General features: G+C 70.7%; 14 protein-coding genes. 8 read left to right on the top strand and 6 right to left on the bottom strand.

Going from position 1 to position 15,821, the window contains the following annotated elements; all coding sequences use genetic code 11:
* Nucleotides 1-7 precede the first annotated feature (7 nt).
* Genes sbnB through ACFOWZ_RS06915 form a run of 4 tightly spaced genes read right to left on the bottom strand, consistent with a single transcriptional unit; the run spans nt 8 to nt 3,821 of the window.
* The gene (gene sbnB / locus ACFOWZ_RS06930) at nt 8-1,018 is read right to left on the bottom strand and encodes a 2,3-diaminopropionate biosynthesis protein SbnB (RefSeq protein ID WP_382370468.1); all 1,011 of its coding nucleotides are present in this window, start codon (nt 1,016-1,018) and stop codon (nt 8-10) included.
* A 15-nt stretch (nt 1,019-1,033) separates the two neighbouring features.
* Nucleotides 1,034-2,371 (bottom strand): cation:proton antiporter, encoded by a 1,338-nt coding sequence (locus tag ACFOWZ_RS06925; protein ID WP_382370314.1) that lies wholly within the window; start codon nt 2,369-2,371, stop codon nt 1,034-1,036.
* A 15-nt stretch (nt 2,372-2,386) separates the two neighbouring features.
* Entirely contained in the window at nt 2,387-2,878 is a 492-nt protein-coding gene (locus ACFOWZ_RS06920) for a flavin reductase family protein (RefSeq protein ID WP_382370312.1), read from the bottom strand.
* 10 nt (nt 2,879-2,888) lie between these two features.
* Entirely contained in the window at nt 2,889-3,821 is a 933-nt protein-coding gene (locus tag ACFOWZ_RS06915) for a TauD/TfdA family dioxygenase (protein WP_382370310.1), read from the bottom strand.
* Nucleotides 3,822-3,989: 168 nt separating this feature from the next.
* Between ACFOWZ_RS06915 and sbnA the strand changes: the two genes are divergently transcribed.
* The gene (gene sbnA, locus ACFOWZ_RS06910; protein ID WP_382370308.1) at nt 3,990-4,928 is read left to right on the top strand and encodes a 2,3-diaminopropionate biosynthesis protein SbnA; all 939 of its coding nucleotides are present in this window, start codon (nt 3,990-3,992) and stop codon (nt 4,926-4,928) included.
* Nucleotides 4,929-5,233: 305 nt separating this feature from the next.
* On the opposite strand, the gene ACFOWZ_RS06905 is transcribed toward sbnA, so the two are convergent.
* Nucleotides 5,234-5,641, bottom strand: coding sequence for a nuclear transport factor 2 family protein (locus tag ACFOWZ_RS06905; protein WP_382370306.1), 408 nt, complete (start codon nt 5,639-5,641; stop codon nt 5,234-5,236).
* Nucleotides 5,642-5,854: 213 nt separating this feature from the next.
* Here ACFOWZ_RS06905 and ACFOWZ_RS06900 point away from each other — a divergent pair, with 213 nt between their 5' ends.
* A complete protein-coding gene (locus ACFOWZ_RS06900; protein ID WP_382370304.1) occupies nt 5,855-8,815 on the top strand; it encodes an AfsR/SARP family transcriptional regulator in 2,961 nt (986 codons plus the stop codon).
* 122 nt (nt 8,816-8,937) lie between these two features.
* Here ACFOWZ_RS06900 and ACFOWZ_RS06895 read toward each other — a convergent pair whose 3' ends face one another.
* Nucleotides 8,938-9,186, bottom strand: a complete 249-nt coding sequence (locus ACFOWZ_RS06895; protein WP_382370302.1) for a hypothetical protein — start codon at nt 9,184-9,186, stop codon at nt 8,938-8,940.
* 357 nt (nt 9,187-9,543) lie between these two features.
* Between ACFOWZ_RS06895 and ACFOWZ_RS06890 the strand changes: the two genes are divergently transcribed.
* Genes ACFOWZ_RS06890 through ACFOWZ_RS06865 form a run of 6 tightly spaced genes read left to right on the top strand, consistent with a single transcriptional unit; the run spans nt 9,544 to nt 15,810 of the window.
* Entirely contained in the window at nt 9,544-10,800 is a 1,257-nt protein-coding gene (locus ACFOWZ_RS06890) for an MFS transporter (RefSeq protein ID WP_382370300.1), read from the top strand.
* Complete coding sequence (locus tag ACFOWZ_RS06885; protein ID WP_382370298.1) at nt 10,800-11,873, top strand: branched-chain amino acid aminotransferase; 1,074 nt, start codon at nt 10,800-10,802, stop codon at nt 11,871-11,873. The genes ACFOWZ_RS06890 and ACFOWZ_RS06885 overlap by 1 nt, the downstream gene beginning before the upstream one ends.
* Nucleotides 11,874-11,913: 40 nt before the next feature.
* Entirely contained in the window at nt 11,914-12,930 is a 1,017-nt protein-coding gene (locus tag ACFOWZ_RS06880; protein WP_382370296.1) for an asparagine synthetase A, read from the top strand.
* Nucleotides 12,927-14,192 (top strand): glutamate synthase-related protein, encoded by a 1,266-nt coding sequence (locus ACFOWZ_RS06875; RefSeq protein ID WP_382370294.1) that lies wholly within the window; start codon nt 12,927-12,929, stop codon nt 14,190-14,192. Before ACFOWZ_RS06880 ends, ACFOWZ_RS06875 begins: the two co-directional genes overlap by 4 nt.
* The gene (locus ACFOWZ_RS06870; RefSeq protein ID WP_382370292.1) at nt 14,189-14,617 is read left to right on the top strand and encodes a cobalamin B12-binding domain-containing protein; all 429 of its coding nucleotides are present in this window, start codon (nt 14,189-14,191) and stop codon (nt 14,615-14,617) included. Before ACFOWZ_RS06875 ends, ACFOWZ_RS06870 begins: the two co-directional genes overlap by 4 nt.
* Nucleotides 14,614-15,810, top strand: coding sequence for a methylaspartate mutase (locus ACFOWZ_RS06865; protein WP_382370290.1), 1,197 nt, complete (start codon nt 14,614-14,616; stop codon nt 15,808-15,810). Before ACFOWZ_RS06870 ends, ACFOWZ_RS06865 begins: the two co-directional genes overlap by 4 nt.
* Nucleotides 15,811-15,821: the final 11 nt, after the last annotated feature.

Genomic DNA, 15,821 nt, shown 5'->3' with positions numbered 1-15,821 from the left:
AGACTCCTCAGCCGTAGCGCTTCAGCTCGTCGAAGAAGCCTTCGACGACCTGCCCGCCACCGTCGCGGGTCACCTGCTCGTGGACGTGCGCTCCCACCGCGAGGTCCAGCACGCCGAGACCGAACGGTGAGAAGACCACCGGCCGGTCGGAAGGCACGTCGATCTCGCCGGCCAGCAACGCCCGCATGTCGCCGGCCACGAAGTCCCTGCCGCCGGTGAGCTGCTCGGTCAGGTGCAACGACGTGTTGGCCTTCATGCAGTGCTCGACGTCGTCGGTCACGTTGCAGGAAGCCAGGATCACGTCGGTGGACAGATCGCGCAGCGAGACGTGCAGCACCAACGGGTTGTGCGAGAACCACGCCGGGTCGTGGACGTGCGGCTCACCGGCGACGGTCGCGAAGACGACCAGGTCGGACGAGCGGATCAGGTCTTCGGCGTTGTCGTGCACGGTGATCCGGCCGGCCTCGGTCCGCGCCAGGTAGCCGGTGAACCCCTCGGCGTGCGCCGGTGCCAGGTCGAACACGCCGAGCTCGTCGAACGTGAACCCGTTGGCCGCCAGGTAGGTGTGCACGTACCGCGCGATCAGACCCGTGCCGACGAACCCGACGCGGGACGGCCGGACGCCGCGCCGGGTGCTCAGCTGCACCGCCGCCAGCGCGGCGGACGCGGCGGTGCGAGCCGCGCTGATGATCGACGCTTCCACGCAGGCGAACGGAAAGCCGGTCTCGGCGTCGTTGAGGATCAGCACCGCGGAGGCGCGGGGGATGCCGCCCGCGACGTTCTCCGGGAAGCTGGAGATCCACTTCAGGCCGTGCACGCTGCCCAGCGACGCGGGCAACGCGATGATCCGCGACGACGGCAGGTCGGGGAACCGCAGGAAGTACGAGTCCGGGTTCACCGTCCGGCCTTCGCCGTGCAGCCGGTACGCGGCCTCGACCACCTCGGTGACCTGTTTTTCTTGTCCTTGCAGGACTTCGCGCACCTGCGCGCCGGAGATGACGGTGAAAGGGGGAGGCAGCACGGGATTCCTTCCTCAGGCGTGGTCGACGGCGGGCTGCTGCCGCGACGGGGACTCGTACTCGCTCAGCCGGAGCCGTTCGCCGGCGGTCACCTCGATGCGTGCGGCCGCCATGCGCAGGATGGGAGGGCTCATCAGCGACGTGACGATCGCGATCAGCACGACGATGGTGTACATCTCGGTGCTGAGCACGCCGAGCCGCAGCCCGACCATCGCGACCACCACCTCGACGACGCCCCGCGCGTTCATGCCTGCGCCGATCGCCAGCGCCTCCCAGCGGTTCAGGCCGCTGGCCCACGCGCCGAGGAACGCTCCCGCGAACTTGCCGACGATCGCGATCAGCAGCAGCACCACCGCCGCGAGCAGCACGGTCGGCTGGGCGAGCGCGGACAGGTCCATGCGTAGCCCGGCCATCGCGAAGAACACCGGCGCCAGCACCGTCATCACCAGGGTGCGCAACGGTGTCAGCCGCTCCAACACGCCGTGACCGGCGTTGCGGATCAGCATGCCCGCGACCAGCGCGCCGAACACCGCCTCGAGCCCGAGCAGGTGACTGATGGCGCTGGTCAGCAACACGATCACCACCGCCACCGAAATGGTCGGCCCGAACTCCGCTGACTTCGCGGTGACGCGGACGGCCGCACGCACCAGGGGACGTCCGATCACGAACGCGACCACCAGGAACAACGCGAGGAACCCGACCGAACGGGCGATGCCACCCGCCTGCACGCCGGTCGTGGCCATGGCGGTCACGATCGACAGGCCCAGCCAGCCGAAGATGTCGTCGACCGTGCCGGAGATCAGGATGAGCTGACCCACGTTGCGGTGCAGCAGCTTCAGGTCGATCAGGGTCTTCGCGATCACCGGGATGGCGCTGACGCACATCGCGATGCCGAGGAAGACCGCGAACACCGTGCGGTGGGAGTTTTCGGCCAGAAGTGCCTGTGGCACCAGGAAACCCGCGGCGACGCCGAGTGCGAGCGGGATGACCAGCCCCGGCAGGCTGACCTTCGCCGCCGTGCCGCCGCGTTTGCGGATCAGCTTGAGGTCCAGCGACAGCCCGGTCATCCCGACCAGGAGCAGCACACCGATCTGACCGAACGCGTCGAGCAGGTGGAACTGCTCGGTCTGGGGCGGGAACAGCCAGACGAACCAGTCCGGTGCCACGTTGCCGAGCAGTGAGGGGCCGAGCACGATGCCGGTGAGCAGCTCCCCGACGATGGGCGGCAGCGACACCCGTGCCGCGAGCCTGCCCATCAGCAGTGCCAGCAACAACAACAGCGCCACCTGGAGCAGGAAGAGGAACAGGGAGTGCCCGCCGATGGGCGGTACCGGCCCTGACGCGAAAGTCATCGCTGGGAGCTCCTGTCAGCTGAACTTGCCGTCGAGGAAGATCAGTGGCGGGTGCTCTTCGCTGAGCACCTCGCTCTCCACCACCGAGCCGACGATGAGATCGTGGTCTCCGACGGGATGGGTGTGCTCGAACCGGCAGACGAAGTACGCGACGCAGCCCGGCACGATCGGCGCCGGCAGCGTGTCGGGGGTGTGCAGTCCGAGGTGCTGCGGGGCACCGCCACGGCCACGGCTCGCGTAGTGCCGCGCGTAGTCCCCCTGCTCGGCGTTGAGCACGCTGATGCCGAAGTACCGGGTCTTCTCGGCGAGCTGCCGCATCCGGCCACCGGACGTCACCGACACACCGATCAACGCCGGGTGCAGCGACAGCGTGATGAACGAGTTGGCGGTCAGCGCGTGGTCGCCGCCGTCGTGGCGCACCGCGACCACCGTGACCCCTGTCGCGAACCGGCGCGCCGCGCGCCGCAACGAGTCCGCTCTGTGCTGTTCGTGGATCTGGGCGCTCACCAGGAATCCCTCAGTCCGACATCGCGACCAGGATCCGGCGCGGCCCGGTGAACGACCGCCTGCCGTGCCCGACCGCCACGTTGTCGATCAGCAACAGGTCGCCGGTGCGCCAGTCGACGTTCACCGCTTCGGACAGGCCGCGGTCCCGGATCTGCGTGACGTGCTCGGCGGGAATGGGGGAGCCGTCGGCGAACGTCACGGACTGGGGCAGGTCCTCCTCGGGCATGATCTGGTGCAGCGCCGCCGCGGTCTCGTCGCCGAGCCCGGTCACGTGCCACTGGTCGGCCTGGTTGAACCACACCTCGTCCCCGGTCACGGGGTGGCGGGTGGTCGAGGGACGCACCTGGCTCACCCGCAGCCCGCCGTCGGGCTTCCAGGTGAACTCGCTGCCCGACTTCGACAGGAACTCCTCGACCTGGTCGCGTTCCGCGGTCTCGAACGTGTCCTGCCAGCTCTTGCCGAAACCCCTGCCGCCGTGCAGGTTCTGCGTGTAGCGCACACCCTGCTGGAACGCCTCGCGCACCTCGGGATCGAGCGAGTCGAGCCAGCGCACACCGTCGACGACCGGCGTCGCGCCGCCGGTTTCCGGTGCCACGGCGCAGAAGAACAGCAGTCGTGCGGGCCACTGATGCGCGTACGACATCTCGTTGTGCATCGAGATGTCGTACTGCGGAGGGTACTCGGTGGAGGTGTAGACGTTCTGGCCCACCTTGGTGCGCGGTGAGTTGCCGTGCACGTACGCCAGCCTGTTGGGCAGCAGCAGGTCCATCACGTCACCCAGCTCCTCCGGGGTGACGTGGAAACCGCGGAACACCAACGCCTTGTGCTTGACGAGGAGATCGCCGAGGTCGGTCGCGGCACGCAGATGGTCGATCAGTCCCTGCGGTCCTGGCTCTGCCCCGACGCTGGCCGGGTCGAGCTCGAGTGGAGCCCAGTGTTCCATCCGCCTTCTCCCTCCGGTGGGTCGTAATGCGGATCGTGGGGACGCCACCTATATTTCGTCGGTATCCCGCCTATCGCCGTCCATATAGCGGAAATATCGGCTCGCTGGAAAGGATTCGAGCGCGGCCGGTCGGCGACGAGATGGGATTTCGGTGTGGCAGCAGTCATCGTGAGTCCTCTGGAATTCAACGTTTCGGACTTGTACGTGGATCTGCGGCAGATCGTCGGACGGCGGCTGCTGCTCAAGTGCGAGGGCTTCAACTTCGCGGGTTCCATCAAGCTCAAGGCGGCCACCGAGATGGTCGACGCGATGGAACGCGCGGGTGAGCTCGTGCCCGGTGCCACCATCGTCGAGTCGTCGTCGGGCAACATGGGCATCGCGCTCAGCATGGTCGCGGCGAGCAAGGGATACCGGTTCATCTGCGTCACCGACGTCCGGTGCACCCGTGCGGCCCGGCGGATGATGGAGACGCTCGGCAGCGAGGTGCACGTCGTGTCGTCGCCGGACTCCTCCGGCGCTTTCCTGGGCACGCGGATTGCTCACGTGAAGTCGTTGTGCCGCACCAACCCGGGCTTCGTGTGGCTCAACCAGTACGCGAACCCCGGCAACTGGACGGGCCACTACCGCTCGACCGGCCCGGAGATCGACAAGGCCTTCCCCGAGCTGGACGTGCTGTTCGTCGGCGCGGGCACCACGGGAACGCTGATGGGCTGCGCGAGGTACTTCCGCGAGAACCGGCCCTCCGTGCGGATCGTCGCGATCGACAGCGTCGGTTCCGTCACCTTCGGCACACCCTCACGCACCCGTCTCATCCCGGGCCTGGGCACGAGCGTCCGCCCGCAGATCCTGGACGAGTCCTTTGTGGACGACGTGGTGCACGTCGAGGAGAGCGACACCGTGCGGATGTGCCACCAGTTGGTGCGCCACGGGTACCTGTTCGGCGGGTCGACCGGCACCGTGGTGAGCGGAGCCCTCCAGTGGCTTTCGTCCGCGGAGGCGGGCGACGACCTGACGTGTGTGGCGATCGCGCCCGACCTCGGCAGCAACTACCTCGACTCGCTCTACCACGACGAGTGGTTGGAGAACGCCTTTCCGGTGGCGGACTGAGGGCCTTTCCGCCTTTTGCGGAGAAGATCCGGCCACCGGCACGGCGGGACGATCCCGTTGATCAGGCCGGCGGGCTCGGAATCGCCGGCAGCCGCGGTCTTCGACCACCCGTGAAGTTCTTTCCGCACGGGGTGTGGCGCGCCCTCGGCGATCCCGCAGGGAAGGTTCAGACCTGCATGCAGATCTTGTGCTCCCGTGTCCACGCCGAGCGCGGCGTCGCGCCGTGCCCGCTGACCCTTGAGGTGGTTGAGACCGCGGTCTGCCACCGGCAGTTCGGGGCCGGAAGAGCAGCGGGCGTGCTGTGATCACGGGTCCGCGGTGTCGGCGTCGGAATCCGGTGGCGGCAGGTAGTAGAACCGCCGGCGGCTCAGCAGCAGCGAGTCGTCGGAGAGGGTGAAGAAGTCGGCGAAATCGAATTCGCCCAGTTCGTGGCGGGGTGCGGTGTAGCGGCCGACCGCCACCACGCAATGGCCGTCGCCGATCACCTTGAACAGCTCGTGCGTGCCCCTGGTGGTGACCGCGAGGCGCAGCGCGTCGTCCCTGCCGCGGGCCGGTGGCCCGCCCGGTGTGCGGACCTGCATGTCCTCGTGCAGCAGGGATGCGTAGGCGTCCAGGTCGCCCTCGTCCAGGTACGCGTAGGACAGGCGGACGTGGTCCACGCCGGCGGCCAGTACCGCCGCGCTGGGCGGCGTGCGCCGGCCGTCTCCCGTCATGGCGAACTCCTTCTGAGTGCTCAGAATGCAATACCCAGACTTTCAGCTGCCGATAACCTCCGCCTATCACGGCGCTTTCACGGCGCTGTTCTGCCGGGCAGTGCTTCCGAATGCCGGGACGATCGAGCATCCGCCGGATGTACAAGTACATACCGCCGTGCATAGGTTGAAGACGTCGGTCGCTGGGGGATGCTTGAGGGAGGGGCGACGGACGTGAGTGCTGTGCTGCGCAGGTCCGGTGATTCGGTGTTGCGGATTCTCGGGCCCATCGAGGTAGAGGGGCCGTCGGGGCCGGTGTGGGTGACCCCAGGCCGCCAGCAGGTGGTGCTCGCCCTGCTGCTGATGGAGGCCAACCAGGTCGTCAGCACGGACCAGATCGTCGACACGCTGTGGCACCAGCTCCCGCCGGACACCGCCCGCACCCAGGTTCAGATCTGCGTGTCCCGGCTGCGCAAGAAACTGGCCGACGCGGGCGTGGACCTGCCGATCGTCACTCGGATGCCGGGCTACCAGCTGTTGCTGGGCGAGAACACGCTCGACATGCACGTCTTCTCCGGCAAGCTCGCCGAGGGCCGGGTGCTCGTCAAGGAGGGCCGCGCGGCCGAGGCGGTGACGTTGCTGCGGTCCGCCGTCGCGCTGTGGCGCGGTCCCTGCCTGAGCGGGCTGTCGAACCCCGCGTTGCGCAGCCGGGCGGCACGGCTGGACGAGGACCTGCTGACCGCCACCGAGGACTACCTCGAGCTGGAGCTCGAACTCGGCCGCCACCACCAGATCGTCGGCGAGGTCACCCGCCTCGTCCACGAACACCCGATGCGCGAACGGTTGCGCGCCGTGCTGATGCTCGCGCTGCACCGCGCGGGCAGGCAGGCCGAGGCGCTGGAGGCGTACCGGACGGGACGGCACCTGCTGGTCGAGGAACTCGGTCTCGAACCGGGGGAACGGTTGCGGCTGCTGGAATCGGCGATCCTCTCCGGCGACGTCGCCCTGGCGCAGGCCGAACCGAGCCGGTCGGCCGCCCCGCTCGTGCCGACCTTCGAACGTCCACGCCAGCTGCCCGCCGACACCGCCGACTTCATCGGCAACGAGGCCCTGATCCGCACCGCCGAGGCGGTACTGGTCGGCGGCGACCGAAGAGCCGTGGGCGTCGTGGTGATGATCGGCAGACCGGGCAGCGGCAAGACCACCGTCGCCGCCCACATCGGCCACCGCGTCGCCGACCGGTTCCCCGACGGCCAGCTCTACTGCGACCTGCGCGGCACGCGCGAGGAACCGACCGCCGCGGCCGACGTGCTGGGGCGGTTCCTGCTCGCACTGGGCATCCCCGGCCCGGTCATCCCGGTGGGCCTGGACGAACGCGTCGAGATGTACCGGACGCTCATGGCCGAACGGCGCACGCTCGTGGTGCTCGACGACGCGTCCACCGAGAGCCAGGTGATCCCGTTGCTGCCGGGCAGCAACACGTGCGCCGTGCTGGTGACGAGCCGGTCGCGGCTCACGGGCGTGCCGGGCGCGCGCCAGGTCGAGGTCGAGGTGTTCGACCAGAGCCAGTCACTGGACCTGCTGGGCCGGATCATCGGCGCGGAACGGGTGTCGCGTGAACTCGAAGCGGCCGTCGCGCTCGTGCGCACGGTCGGCGGGCTGCCGCTGGCGTTGCGCATCATCGCGGCCCGGCTCGCCGCGCGGCCGCACTGGTCGCTCGCCTCGATGGTGCACCGCCTCGCGAGCGAACGGCACCGGCTCGACGAGCTCGCGCACGGCGAGATGACCATCCGCGCGAGCCTTTCGCTGACCCACAACGGAATGGACCAGCGGTCGCGGACCCTCTTCGGCCTGCTCGGCCTCGCCGAGGGCCCGGACCTGCCGGGCTGGGTCGCGGGCGCGGTGCTCGACGACGACTCCCGCTACCCGTCGGATCTGCTGGAACCGTTGGTGGACGTGCAGATGCTCGACGTGACCACGGTCGAGCGCAGCGGCGAGTTCCGCTACCGCTACCAGGACATCGTGCGGCTCTTCGCGCTGGAGAAGCTGAACGCGGAGGTGCCGCCGAACGTGCGGCGGCGTGCCGTGGAACGCGTCCTCGGTGGGTGGCTGGCGCTCGCGGAGCTGGCCCACCGCTCGGTGTACGGCGGTGACTACGCCGTGCTGCACGGCACCGCGCTGCGCTGGCTGCCGCCGTCGACGTACGTCGAGCAGGTGGCGGCCGACCCGCTGGAGTGGCTCGACGGCGAGCAGGCCAACCTGTGCGAGGCCATCAGCCAGGCCGCCGAGGCCGGGTTCGACGAGGCGTGCTGGGACCTGGCCGTCACCGCCGTGACGCTGTTCGAGTCGCACGGCTACCTGGACGACTGGGAGAAGACGCACGAAAAGGCCTTGCAGGCCACCAAAGCCGCCGGGAACGTCCGCGGCACGGCGGCGGTGCTGAGCTCACTGGGCACGTTGCACATCAACCGGGGCCAGACCGGCCGCGCGCACGAGGCGCTGTCGGCGGCACTGGCGACGTTCGAGGAACTGGACGACCCCCGCGGCCTCGCGCTCTGCCGCCGCGACCTCGGCCTGCTCGCGCGCTGGGAGGGCGACGACGACGGGGCGCTCGCCCTCTACGCCGCCGCGATGCGCGACCTCGACCGGGCCAAGGACATCGTCGGCAGGGGCATCGTGCTGACCCACCAGACCGAAGTGCTGTGCCGGCGCGGCCTCGTCGACGAGGCCACGGCCCAGCTGCAGGAAGCGATCATGATCTTCGAGGGGGTCGGTTACCGCAACGGCATCCCGCACGCACTGCGGCGGATCGGCCAGGTTCAGGTGCGGGCGGGACGGCACGACGACGCGCTGGCCACGTTCACGCGGGTGCTCGGCATGGTGCGGGAGAGCCGCGACGTGATCGGGGAGGGGCACCTGCTGCGCAACCTCGGCGAGGTGAGCGCCCTGCTGGGCCACGACGGCGATGCGCGGGTGTACTTCGAGCAGGCGCTGGCGGCACGGGAACGGATCATGGACCACGTCGGCGCGGCGGCGATCCGGGTGGACCTGGCGCCGGTGCTCGCCCGTCTCGGCGAGTCGAACCGGGCGTCGGAGCTCGTGTCGCACGCGGCGCGGATCTTCGGCGACCGCGGGATGGAGCGGGAGCGGGTGGCGGCGGAGCAGACGCTGACAGGTCTCGGGGCGGGGCGTTAGGGCACGCAGATCACCTTACCTACCAACAACTCCGTGACCACGCGCGTGCGCGGGCCTGCTCGACTCGCAGCAGATCGACAAGCCTGAGCACGGAAACGTCCACGTCGTTCCTCGGCGCACCCTCAGTTCCAGGGGTTGCTGGAGGCGGGGGCACCGTTCCACGGGTTGCTGTCGGAGGGCGTGCCGTTCCACGGGTTGCTGTCGTCCTGGGCACCGTTCCAGGGGTTGCTGTCGACCTGCACCGAGTTCCACGGGTTGCTGTCCGCCACGACGCGCTCCGGAGCAGCCTGCGCGACCGCCGCGCCCAGTCCGAACACGAGGGCGGTACCGGCGACGGTGGTGGCGATCCGGGTGAGTGCGGCGTGCGTCATGACGATCTCCTTGCGCTTCGAGGCGGGGATTTCAGCGGCTGTTTCCGGCTGATGTGAAAAACGCTATTGACTGCGGTAATCCCGTCCCTATCCCGCTGACAATCCCGCCGCTATCTCGGCCGCCGGTTCCGCTCCCGCCGAGATAGCGGACGAGACAACCGCAGGTCATGACGGTCGATTCGTGGTGGTCGAGCGCGTTCCCGGCGCAATGTTGCGAGTGGATTGCTCTGGGATGCCGCCGAGATAGCGGCCTGTCCGAGATTGGTGCTGTCCCGCCAACGACAGCCCGGAAAACCGCCTCGGAGGAATGATGTCCGCCAGCAGTCGTCGACCGCCCGTGCCCGCCGGGACCCTCCGGTGACCGCGGTGCCCCAGGTGGAAGGCCCCGCCGCGCCGGCCGAGGCCCCGAAGACCCTGTGGCGCGACCGTCGCGCGCTGGGCTGGGCGTTCGCCACCGGTGTCTCGTCGGTCGGCGACGAGATCTGGTACGTCGCCCTCGCGTTCACCGCCGCGCAGCTCGGCAACGCCGGACTGGCCGGACTGGTCCTCGCCTGCGCCACCATTCCGCGCGCCCTGCTGACGATCGTCGGTGGCGCGCTCACCGACCGCTTCGACGCGCGCCGCATGATGATCGGCGCCGACGCGGCCAGGATCGTCGTGCTGGCCGGAGCGTTGACCGCGCTCGCCGCGACCGGCGTCTCCGCGGGCCTGCTGATGGTCGTGGGTCTGCTGTTCGGGGTGGCGGACGCGTTCTACGGGCCGGCGGCCGGGGCGTTTCCCCGGCAGCTGGTGCGCAGGACCGAACTGGTGCGGCTGTCGGCGTTGCGGCAGCTGCTCGACCGGCTCGCGGGGGTGCTCGGCGCGCCGCTGGGCGGCCTCGTGCTGGTGGGGTGGGGCCTGGGCGGCGCGATGCTGCTCGACCTCGTGTCGTTCGCGGTCGTGCTCGTGGTGCTGGTCGCGGTCCGGCCGCGGTGGGCGCTGGCGCGCTCGACCGGCGGCACGGTGCGCGCCGACATCGGCGACGGGCTGGCGTACCTGAGGCACACGCCGAAGGTGCGGGACCTCGTGATCACGTTGTCGGGTCTCAACGTCTTCGTCGGCCCGGTGGTCGCGGTCGGGCTCGCCCTGCACGCCGTGCAACGGGGCTGGGGCGGGGTTGGGCTCGGCTGGCTGACCGCTGCGATGGGCGGTGGTGCCGCGATAGGCACCCTCATCGCGTTGAAGTGGCGCCCCGGACGGCCGCTGCGCGCCGCCGTGCTGCTGCTGTTCGTCCAGGCCGCGTCGCTCGGTCTCGTCGGGAACGCGGGTTACGCGGCGACGCTCGGCGGGATGACCGCGGTCGGCATCGTCGCGGGCCTGGCGTCGCCGATGCTCTCCGGCGCGTTCCAGGCCGTGGTCGACGAGGAGTACATCGGCCGGGTCGGCTCCGTGCTCACGCTCACCGACGACGCGCTGACACCGGTGACGATGGTCGGTTTCGGCTTCCTGGCCCAGGTTCTCGGCCTCGGCACCGCCGCCCTGCTCTTCGCCGGCGGCTTCCTCGCCCTGCTGCTCTACGCCATCTCCCGCCCACACGTGCGGGACCTGCGGATCCCGGACGAAAGGAACTCCTGATGACCACGCAGCTGAGCTCGCCCGTCACCGGCAACCCCGGCCACGGCGACGCTTTCACCGACCACATGGTCAGCCTCTCCTGGAACCCCGTCGACGGCTGGCACGACCGCCGCGTCGGCCCGCTGGAGCCGTTGCCGCTGCACCCCGCGACGATCGGCCTGCACTACGCCCAGGTGATCTTCGAGGGCCTCAAGGCCCACCGCGGCCCCGACGGCTCGGTGTCGGTGTTCCGCCCCGACCGCAACGCCCTGCGGTTCCAGAGCTCCGCCCGCAGGCTCGCGATGCCGGAGCTGCCGGTCGAGGACTTCCTGTCCGCGATCGACGACCTGGTGCTGCTCGACGGCACCGGGCTGCCGGACGACCCGTCGATCAGCCTCTACCTGCGGCCGTTGATGTTCGCGACGGACCCGAACCTGATGTTGCGCCCGTCCGACGAGTACCGGTTCCTGCTGATGGCGTTCGTGGCCGGCGGCTTCTTCGGCGACCAGGCACTGGCGCCGGTGTCGGTGCTGGTCAGCCGCGAGCACAGCCGCGCGGTGCTCGGCGGCACCGGCGACGTCAAGTGCGCCGCGAACTACGGGCCGTCGTTCGTCGCGCAGAACCTCGCCCGCCAGGCCGGGTGTCAGCAGGTCGTGTGGCTCGACGCCGCCGAGCACCGCTGGGTCGAGGAGATGGGCGGCATGAACCTGTTCTTCGTGCGCCGCACGGCTTCCGGCACCGAGGTCGTCACGCCGGGACTGACCGGGACGCTGCTGCCCGGCGTCACCCGCGAGTCGCTGCTCGTGCTGGCGGACCGCCTCGGTCACACGGCCCGCGAGGAGCGGATCTCCGTCGACCAGTGGCGCGAGGAGTGCGCGGCGGGGCTCATCACCGAGGTCTTCGCCTGCGGCACGGCGGCCGTGGTCACGCCCGTCGGCACCGTGAAGGACCGCGACGGCGACTGGGTGATCGGCGACGGCACCGCCGGACCGGTCACCCGCGAGCTGCGCCAGGCGCTGGTCGACACCCAGCGCGGCGTCCTGCCCGACCCCGGCGGCTGGCGACGCGTGATCGTCCCCGCGTCCGGCCGCTGACCGACCCGACCGACCGAAGACCAAGGGTGGGAAAGAGAACATGGAACACGCAACGAGCGTCGTGATCGAGCAGGCCGCCCGCAGGACGCCGCCCCCGCTGTCCGAGCACCTGAGCTCGGACACCACCAGGGCCGCGATGCGCATCCAGCAGGAGGTGCTCGGCGCCGCGCGGACCTTCCTGCGCGGCGAGGGTTTCGTCGAACTGCTGCCGCCCGTGATCGGCCCGGTGACCGACCCCGGCGCACGGGGGTCCAAGCAGCTCGACGTCGACTACTACGGCCACAAGTACAAGGTCATGACGAGCGGCATCCTGTACAAGCAGGCGTCGCTGCTGGCGTTCGACAAGATCTTCTACATCGCGCCGAACGTGCGCGCCGAACCGGTCGAGACCTGCAACACCCGCCGCCACCTCGCGGAGTTCCACCAGATCGACGTGGAGATCGCGCACGGCACCCGCGCCGACGCGATGGGGGTGGCGGAACGGCTGCTGACCCACGTCGTGCGGCACGCGCTGACGGCGGTGCCCGAGCAGTTCGAGCTCCTCGCCCGGGACCCGCTGGCGTTCGCCTGGCTGCTGTCCGGCCCGTTCGACGTGCTGACCCACCGCGAGGCGGTCGACGCGCTGCACGGGCTCGACTACGCGCAGAGCCCGGACGCGGAGATCGAGTGGACGGGCGAGGAACTGCTGTCCTCCAAGAAGGATCGCCCGTTCTTCGTCACCGACTACCCGAAGGGCTCTCGCGGGTTCTACGACAGGGAGAGCACCACCGAACCGGGCCGGCTGCGCAACTTCGACCTGCTCGCGCCCGAGGGCTACGGCGAACTGGTGAGCGGCAGCGAGCGCGAGTCCGACTACGCCACGATCGTGACGCGGATGCGCGAGACGGGGGAGAACCCCGCGAAGTACCGCTGGTACCTCGACGTCATGCGCCAGGGCGTGCCGCGCAGCGCCGGGTTCGGCATGGGCCTCGAGCGGCTCACCCGCTTCCTCACCGGCCTGGACGCGGTGTGGCAGGTCAACGCCTACCCGAAGGTGCCCGGCGAGGTGGCGCCGTGAGAGCGGGCGGTTTCCCCGAGAAGCAGGTGCGCGCGAGGGCACTGGGTGGTGCCGCGGAGGCGTTCCCGCCCGTGGAGACCTACGGCCACGAGGTGTTCGGCCAGGACACCTCCGGCCCGGACCCGCGGGGAGACGAGCTCGACGCGGCCAGGCTGGTGCCGCCGGTGTTCATGCCGCTGCGGCTGGAGAAGCTCATCGACCTCGGCCGCGAGCCGCTGCAGTCCGATGTGGACCTGAGGACCACGATCGGCGGGTTCTCCTCGGCGCTGCCGGTGTTCCTGTCCGCGTTCGGGTCCACCCGGATCGGCAGCTCCGAGGTGTCGGTCGCGGCGAGCAGGCAGGCGGGTGCGCTGGGCATCCCGATGGTGATCGGCGAGAACGTCGTACCCGTCACCGGGTACCGGCGCGACCCGTCCGCCACCACCGGCATGCTGGCCCGCCTCCGCGCCTACCTCGACGCGGCGGACCCGTCGCTGGGTGGCGTCGTGGTGCAGCAGAGCACCGAGGACGCCGACGCCGAGGTGTGGAACCTCGTCTACAGCGACCCGGCCGCGGAACCGCTGCTGGCGGGCGGAAGGCTCGGGTTCGAGCTCAAGGTGGGCCAGGGCGCGAAACCCGGACTGGGCGGCCTGACCGTGCTCGACCGCGCGACGGCGGCACGGGTGTCCGAGCAGTTCGCCCTCGACGACCTGTGGTCGCAGGGGCCGGGAGTGCTGCGCTCCGGCAGTCCCGGCACGTTCACCGACGAGATCCTGCGCCAGCAGATCCGGTTCATGCGCAACAACTTCCCGCGGGCGCGGATCTGGGTGAAGCTGCACCCCGGCCGCGACGTGGCGCAGGCCGCGGCCTGCGCCTGGGAGGCGGGTGCGGACGCGGTGACCGTGGACGGCGCCGAGGGCGGCACCGGGTGGGCGCCGCGCGCGTTCCTCGACCACGTCGGCCTGCCGCTCGCGGAGTGCCTGCGGCGCATCGGTTCCCCGGCGGGCTGCCTGCTCGCCACGGGACGCGTCTGGGAGGGCGTGCGCGCGGTCAAGGCACTTGCGCTCGGCGCCACCGCCGTCGGGCTCGGGCGCGCCGCGCTCACCGCCGTGGACGCCGACCCCGAGCACGGCCTGCGCCGGCTCGTCGAGTGCCTCGCCTTCGAGGTCCAGCTGCTCACGAGCGCACTGGGCAAGTACACGCCCGCCGCGCTGAGCGGCGAGGACGTCTGGTTCCCCGGCGCCGCCGACACCGTTCCCCGTCTTCGAGAAAGCCTGACATGAACAACCTCGTCCTGCTGTCCGGCACCGCGTCGGACTCGCACACCTGGAACCTCGTCTACCTGCAGCTGCTGCTGGAGGAGGCCGGGTACCGGGTGGTCAACCTCGGGGCGTGCGTGCCGCCCGTGCTGCTCGCCGACGAGTGCGAGGCCGAACAGCCCGACCTCGTCGTCCTCAGCACGGTCAACGGCCACGGCTACCAGGACGGGCCGCGCGCACTCGCGGAGCTGAGGAGCCGGCCGGGCCTCGCCGCCGTGCCGGTCGTGATCGGCGGCAAGCTCGGCATCGGTGGCCCCGAGGCCGCCCAGGCCGACGCCCTGCGGGCAGCGGGGTTCGCCGAGGTCTTCGACGACGACACGGCCATCACGCGGTTCCGTGAGTTCGTCGCCTCCCACGCCTTGTGCCGAACAGCGGGAACAGCGTCATGACCGGGTTCGCGGCCTTTGTCGGGCGGGCCGCCGCGGAGGGCCGGCTGGTGGTGCAGCCCCGGATGGGGATGGCGTCACCGAGGGAGATGCGTGCCGGGCTGCTCGCGGTGCTCGCTGCCCGCGCCACCACGGTCGGCACCCTCACCGTCGACAGCTACACCAGGGTCGGCGACCACCGGGCGGCGCTGACCGCGTTGCGCGACGGCGCCCTGCTCAACGGCTACCCGATCGTCTCGCACCACCCGGACACCACGCGGGCCGTGCTGGACGGGCTCGCAGGGTTCCCCGTGCAGGTGCGGCACGGCTCAGCGGACCCGCGCGCCATCTTCGGCGCGCTGGCCGCGGCGGGGCTGGACGCGACCGAGGGCGGCCCGGTGTCGTACTGCCTGCCTTACAGCCGCAAGCCGCTGCGGGACTCGGTCGAGCACTGGACCGAGGCCTGCGAGGGGTTCTCCGGCCACCTGGAGACGTTCGGCGGCTGCATGATGGGCCAGCTGTGCCCGCCGAGCCTGCTGGTGGCGCTCAGCGTGCTGGAGGCGGTGTTCTTCCGCCACCACGGCGTGCGGAGCGTCTCGCTGAGCTACGCCCAGCAGACCAACTCCGACCAGGACGCCGAGGCGATCCGCGCCCTGCGCGTGCTCGCCGGCCGGTTCCTGTCCGATGTGGACTGGCACGTCGTGGTCTACGCCTACATGGGCGTGTACCCGCGCACACCGTCCGGGGCACGGCTGCTGAACGACAACGCGGCGCGGCTCGCCGTCCGCGCGGGTGCCGAGCGGCTGATCGTCAAGACCGTGGCCGAGGCGCACCGCATCCCGACCGTCGCCGAGAACGTGGACGCACTGGAAAGTGCCGCCGCGGCGGCGGAGGCGGCCGGGTTCGGCGAGTCCACAGAGGACACGGGAGTGCTCGCCGAGGCCACGGCCCTCGTCGAGGCGGTGCTCGACCTGCCCGGCGAACCGGGCGCGGCCTTGCTCGCCGCGTTCCGGCGGGGCCTGCTCGACGTGCCGTACTGCCTGCACCCCGACAACGCGGGCCACGCCCGCTGCCACATCGACGACGCCGGCCGCCTGCGCTGGTCGTCCGTCGGCGCCATGCCGATCCCGCGGTCCGTCGTGGACCGCGACAGCCCTTCCGACTCGGCGAGCCTGCTCGCCGCCCTGCACCGCGTCGCGCACCTGCACGACGCCTGAACCCATCAGAG

The organism is Lentzea rhizosphaerae, from assembly GCF_042649515.1.
In the GTDB taxonomy this organism is placed as follows: domain Bacteria; phylum Actinomycetota; class Actinomycetes; order Mycobacteriales; family Pseudonocardiaceae; genus Lentzea; species Lentzea aerocolonigenes.
Note: the sequence above shows the minus strand (reverse complement) of the source record. Positions and strands in the feature narration are given on the sequence as shown.

What these genes read in the sequence shown, in the direction of transcription:
- ACFOWZ_RS06925 (WP_382370314.1), bottom strand. Translation starts at nt 2,371, where the DNA reads ATGACTTTCGCGTCAGGGCCGGTACCGCCCATCGGCGGGCACTCCCTG.
- ACFOWZ_RS06915 (WP_382370310.1), bottom strand. Translation starts at nt 3,821, where the DNA reads ATGGAACACTGGGCTCCACTCGAGCTCGACCCGGCCAGCGTCGGGGCA.
- ACFOWZ_RS06905 (WP_382370306.1), bottom strand. Translation starts at nt 5,641, where the DNA reads ATGACGGGAGACGGCCGGCGCACGCCGCCCAGCGCGGCGGTACTGGCC.
- ACFOWZ_RS06895 (WP_382370302.1), bottom strand. Translation starts at nt 9,186, where the DNA reads ATGACGCACGCCGCACTCACCCGGATCGCCACCACCGTCGCCGGTACC.
- ACFOWZ_RS06885 (WP_382370298.1), top strand. Translation starts at nt 10,800, where the DNA reads ATGACCACGCAGCTGAGCTCGCCCGTCACCGGCAACCCCGGCCACGGC.
- ACFOWZ_RS06880 (WP_382370296.1), top strand. Translation starts at nt 11,914, where the DNA reads ATGGAACACGCAACGAGCGTCGTGATCGAGCAGGCCGCCCGCAGGACG.
- ACFOWZ_RS06870 (WP_382370292.1), top strand. Translation starts at nt 14,189, where the DNA reads ATGAACAACCTCGTCCTGCTGTCCGGCACCGCGTCGGACTCGCACACC.
- ACFOWZ_RS06865 (WP_382370290.1), top strand. Translation starts at nt 14,614, where the DNA reads ATGACCGGGTTCGCGGCCTTTGTCGGGCGGGCCGCCGCGGAGGGCCGG.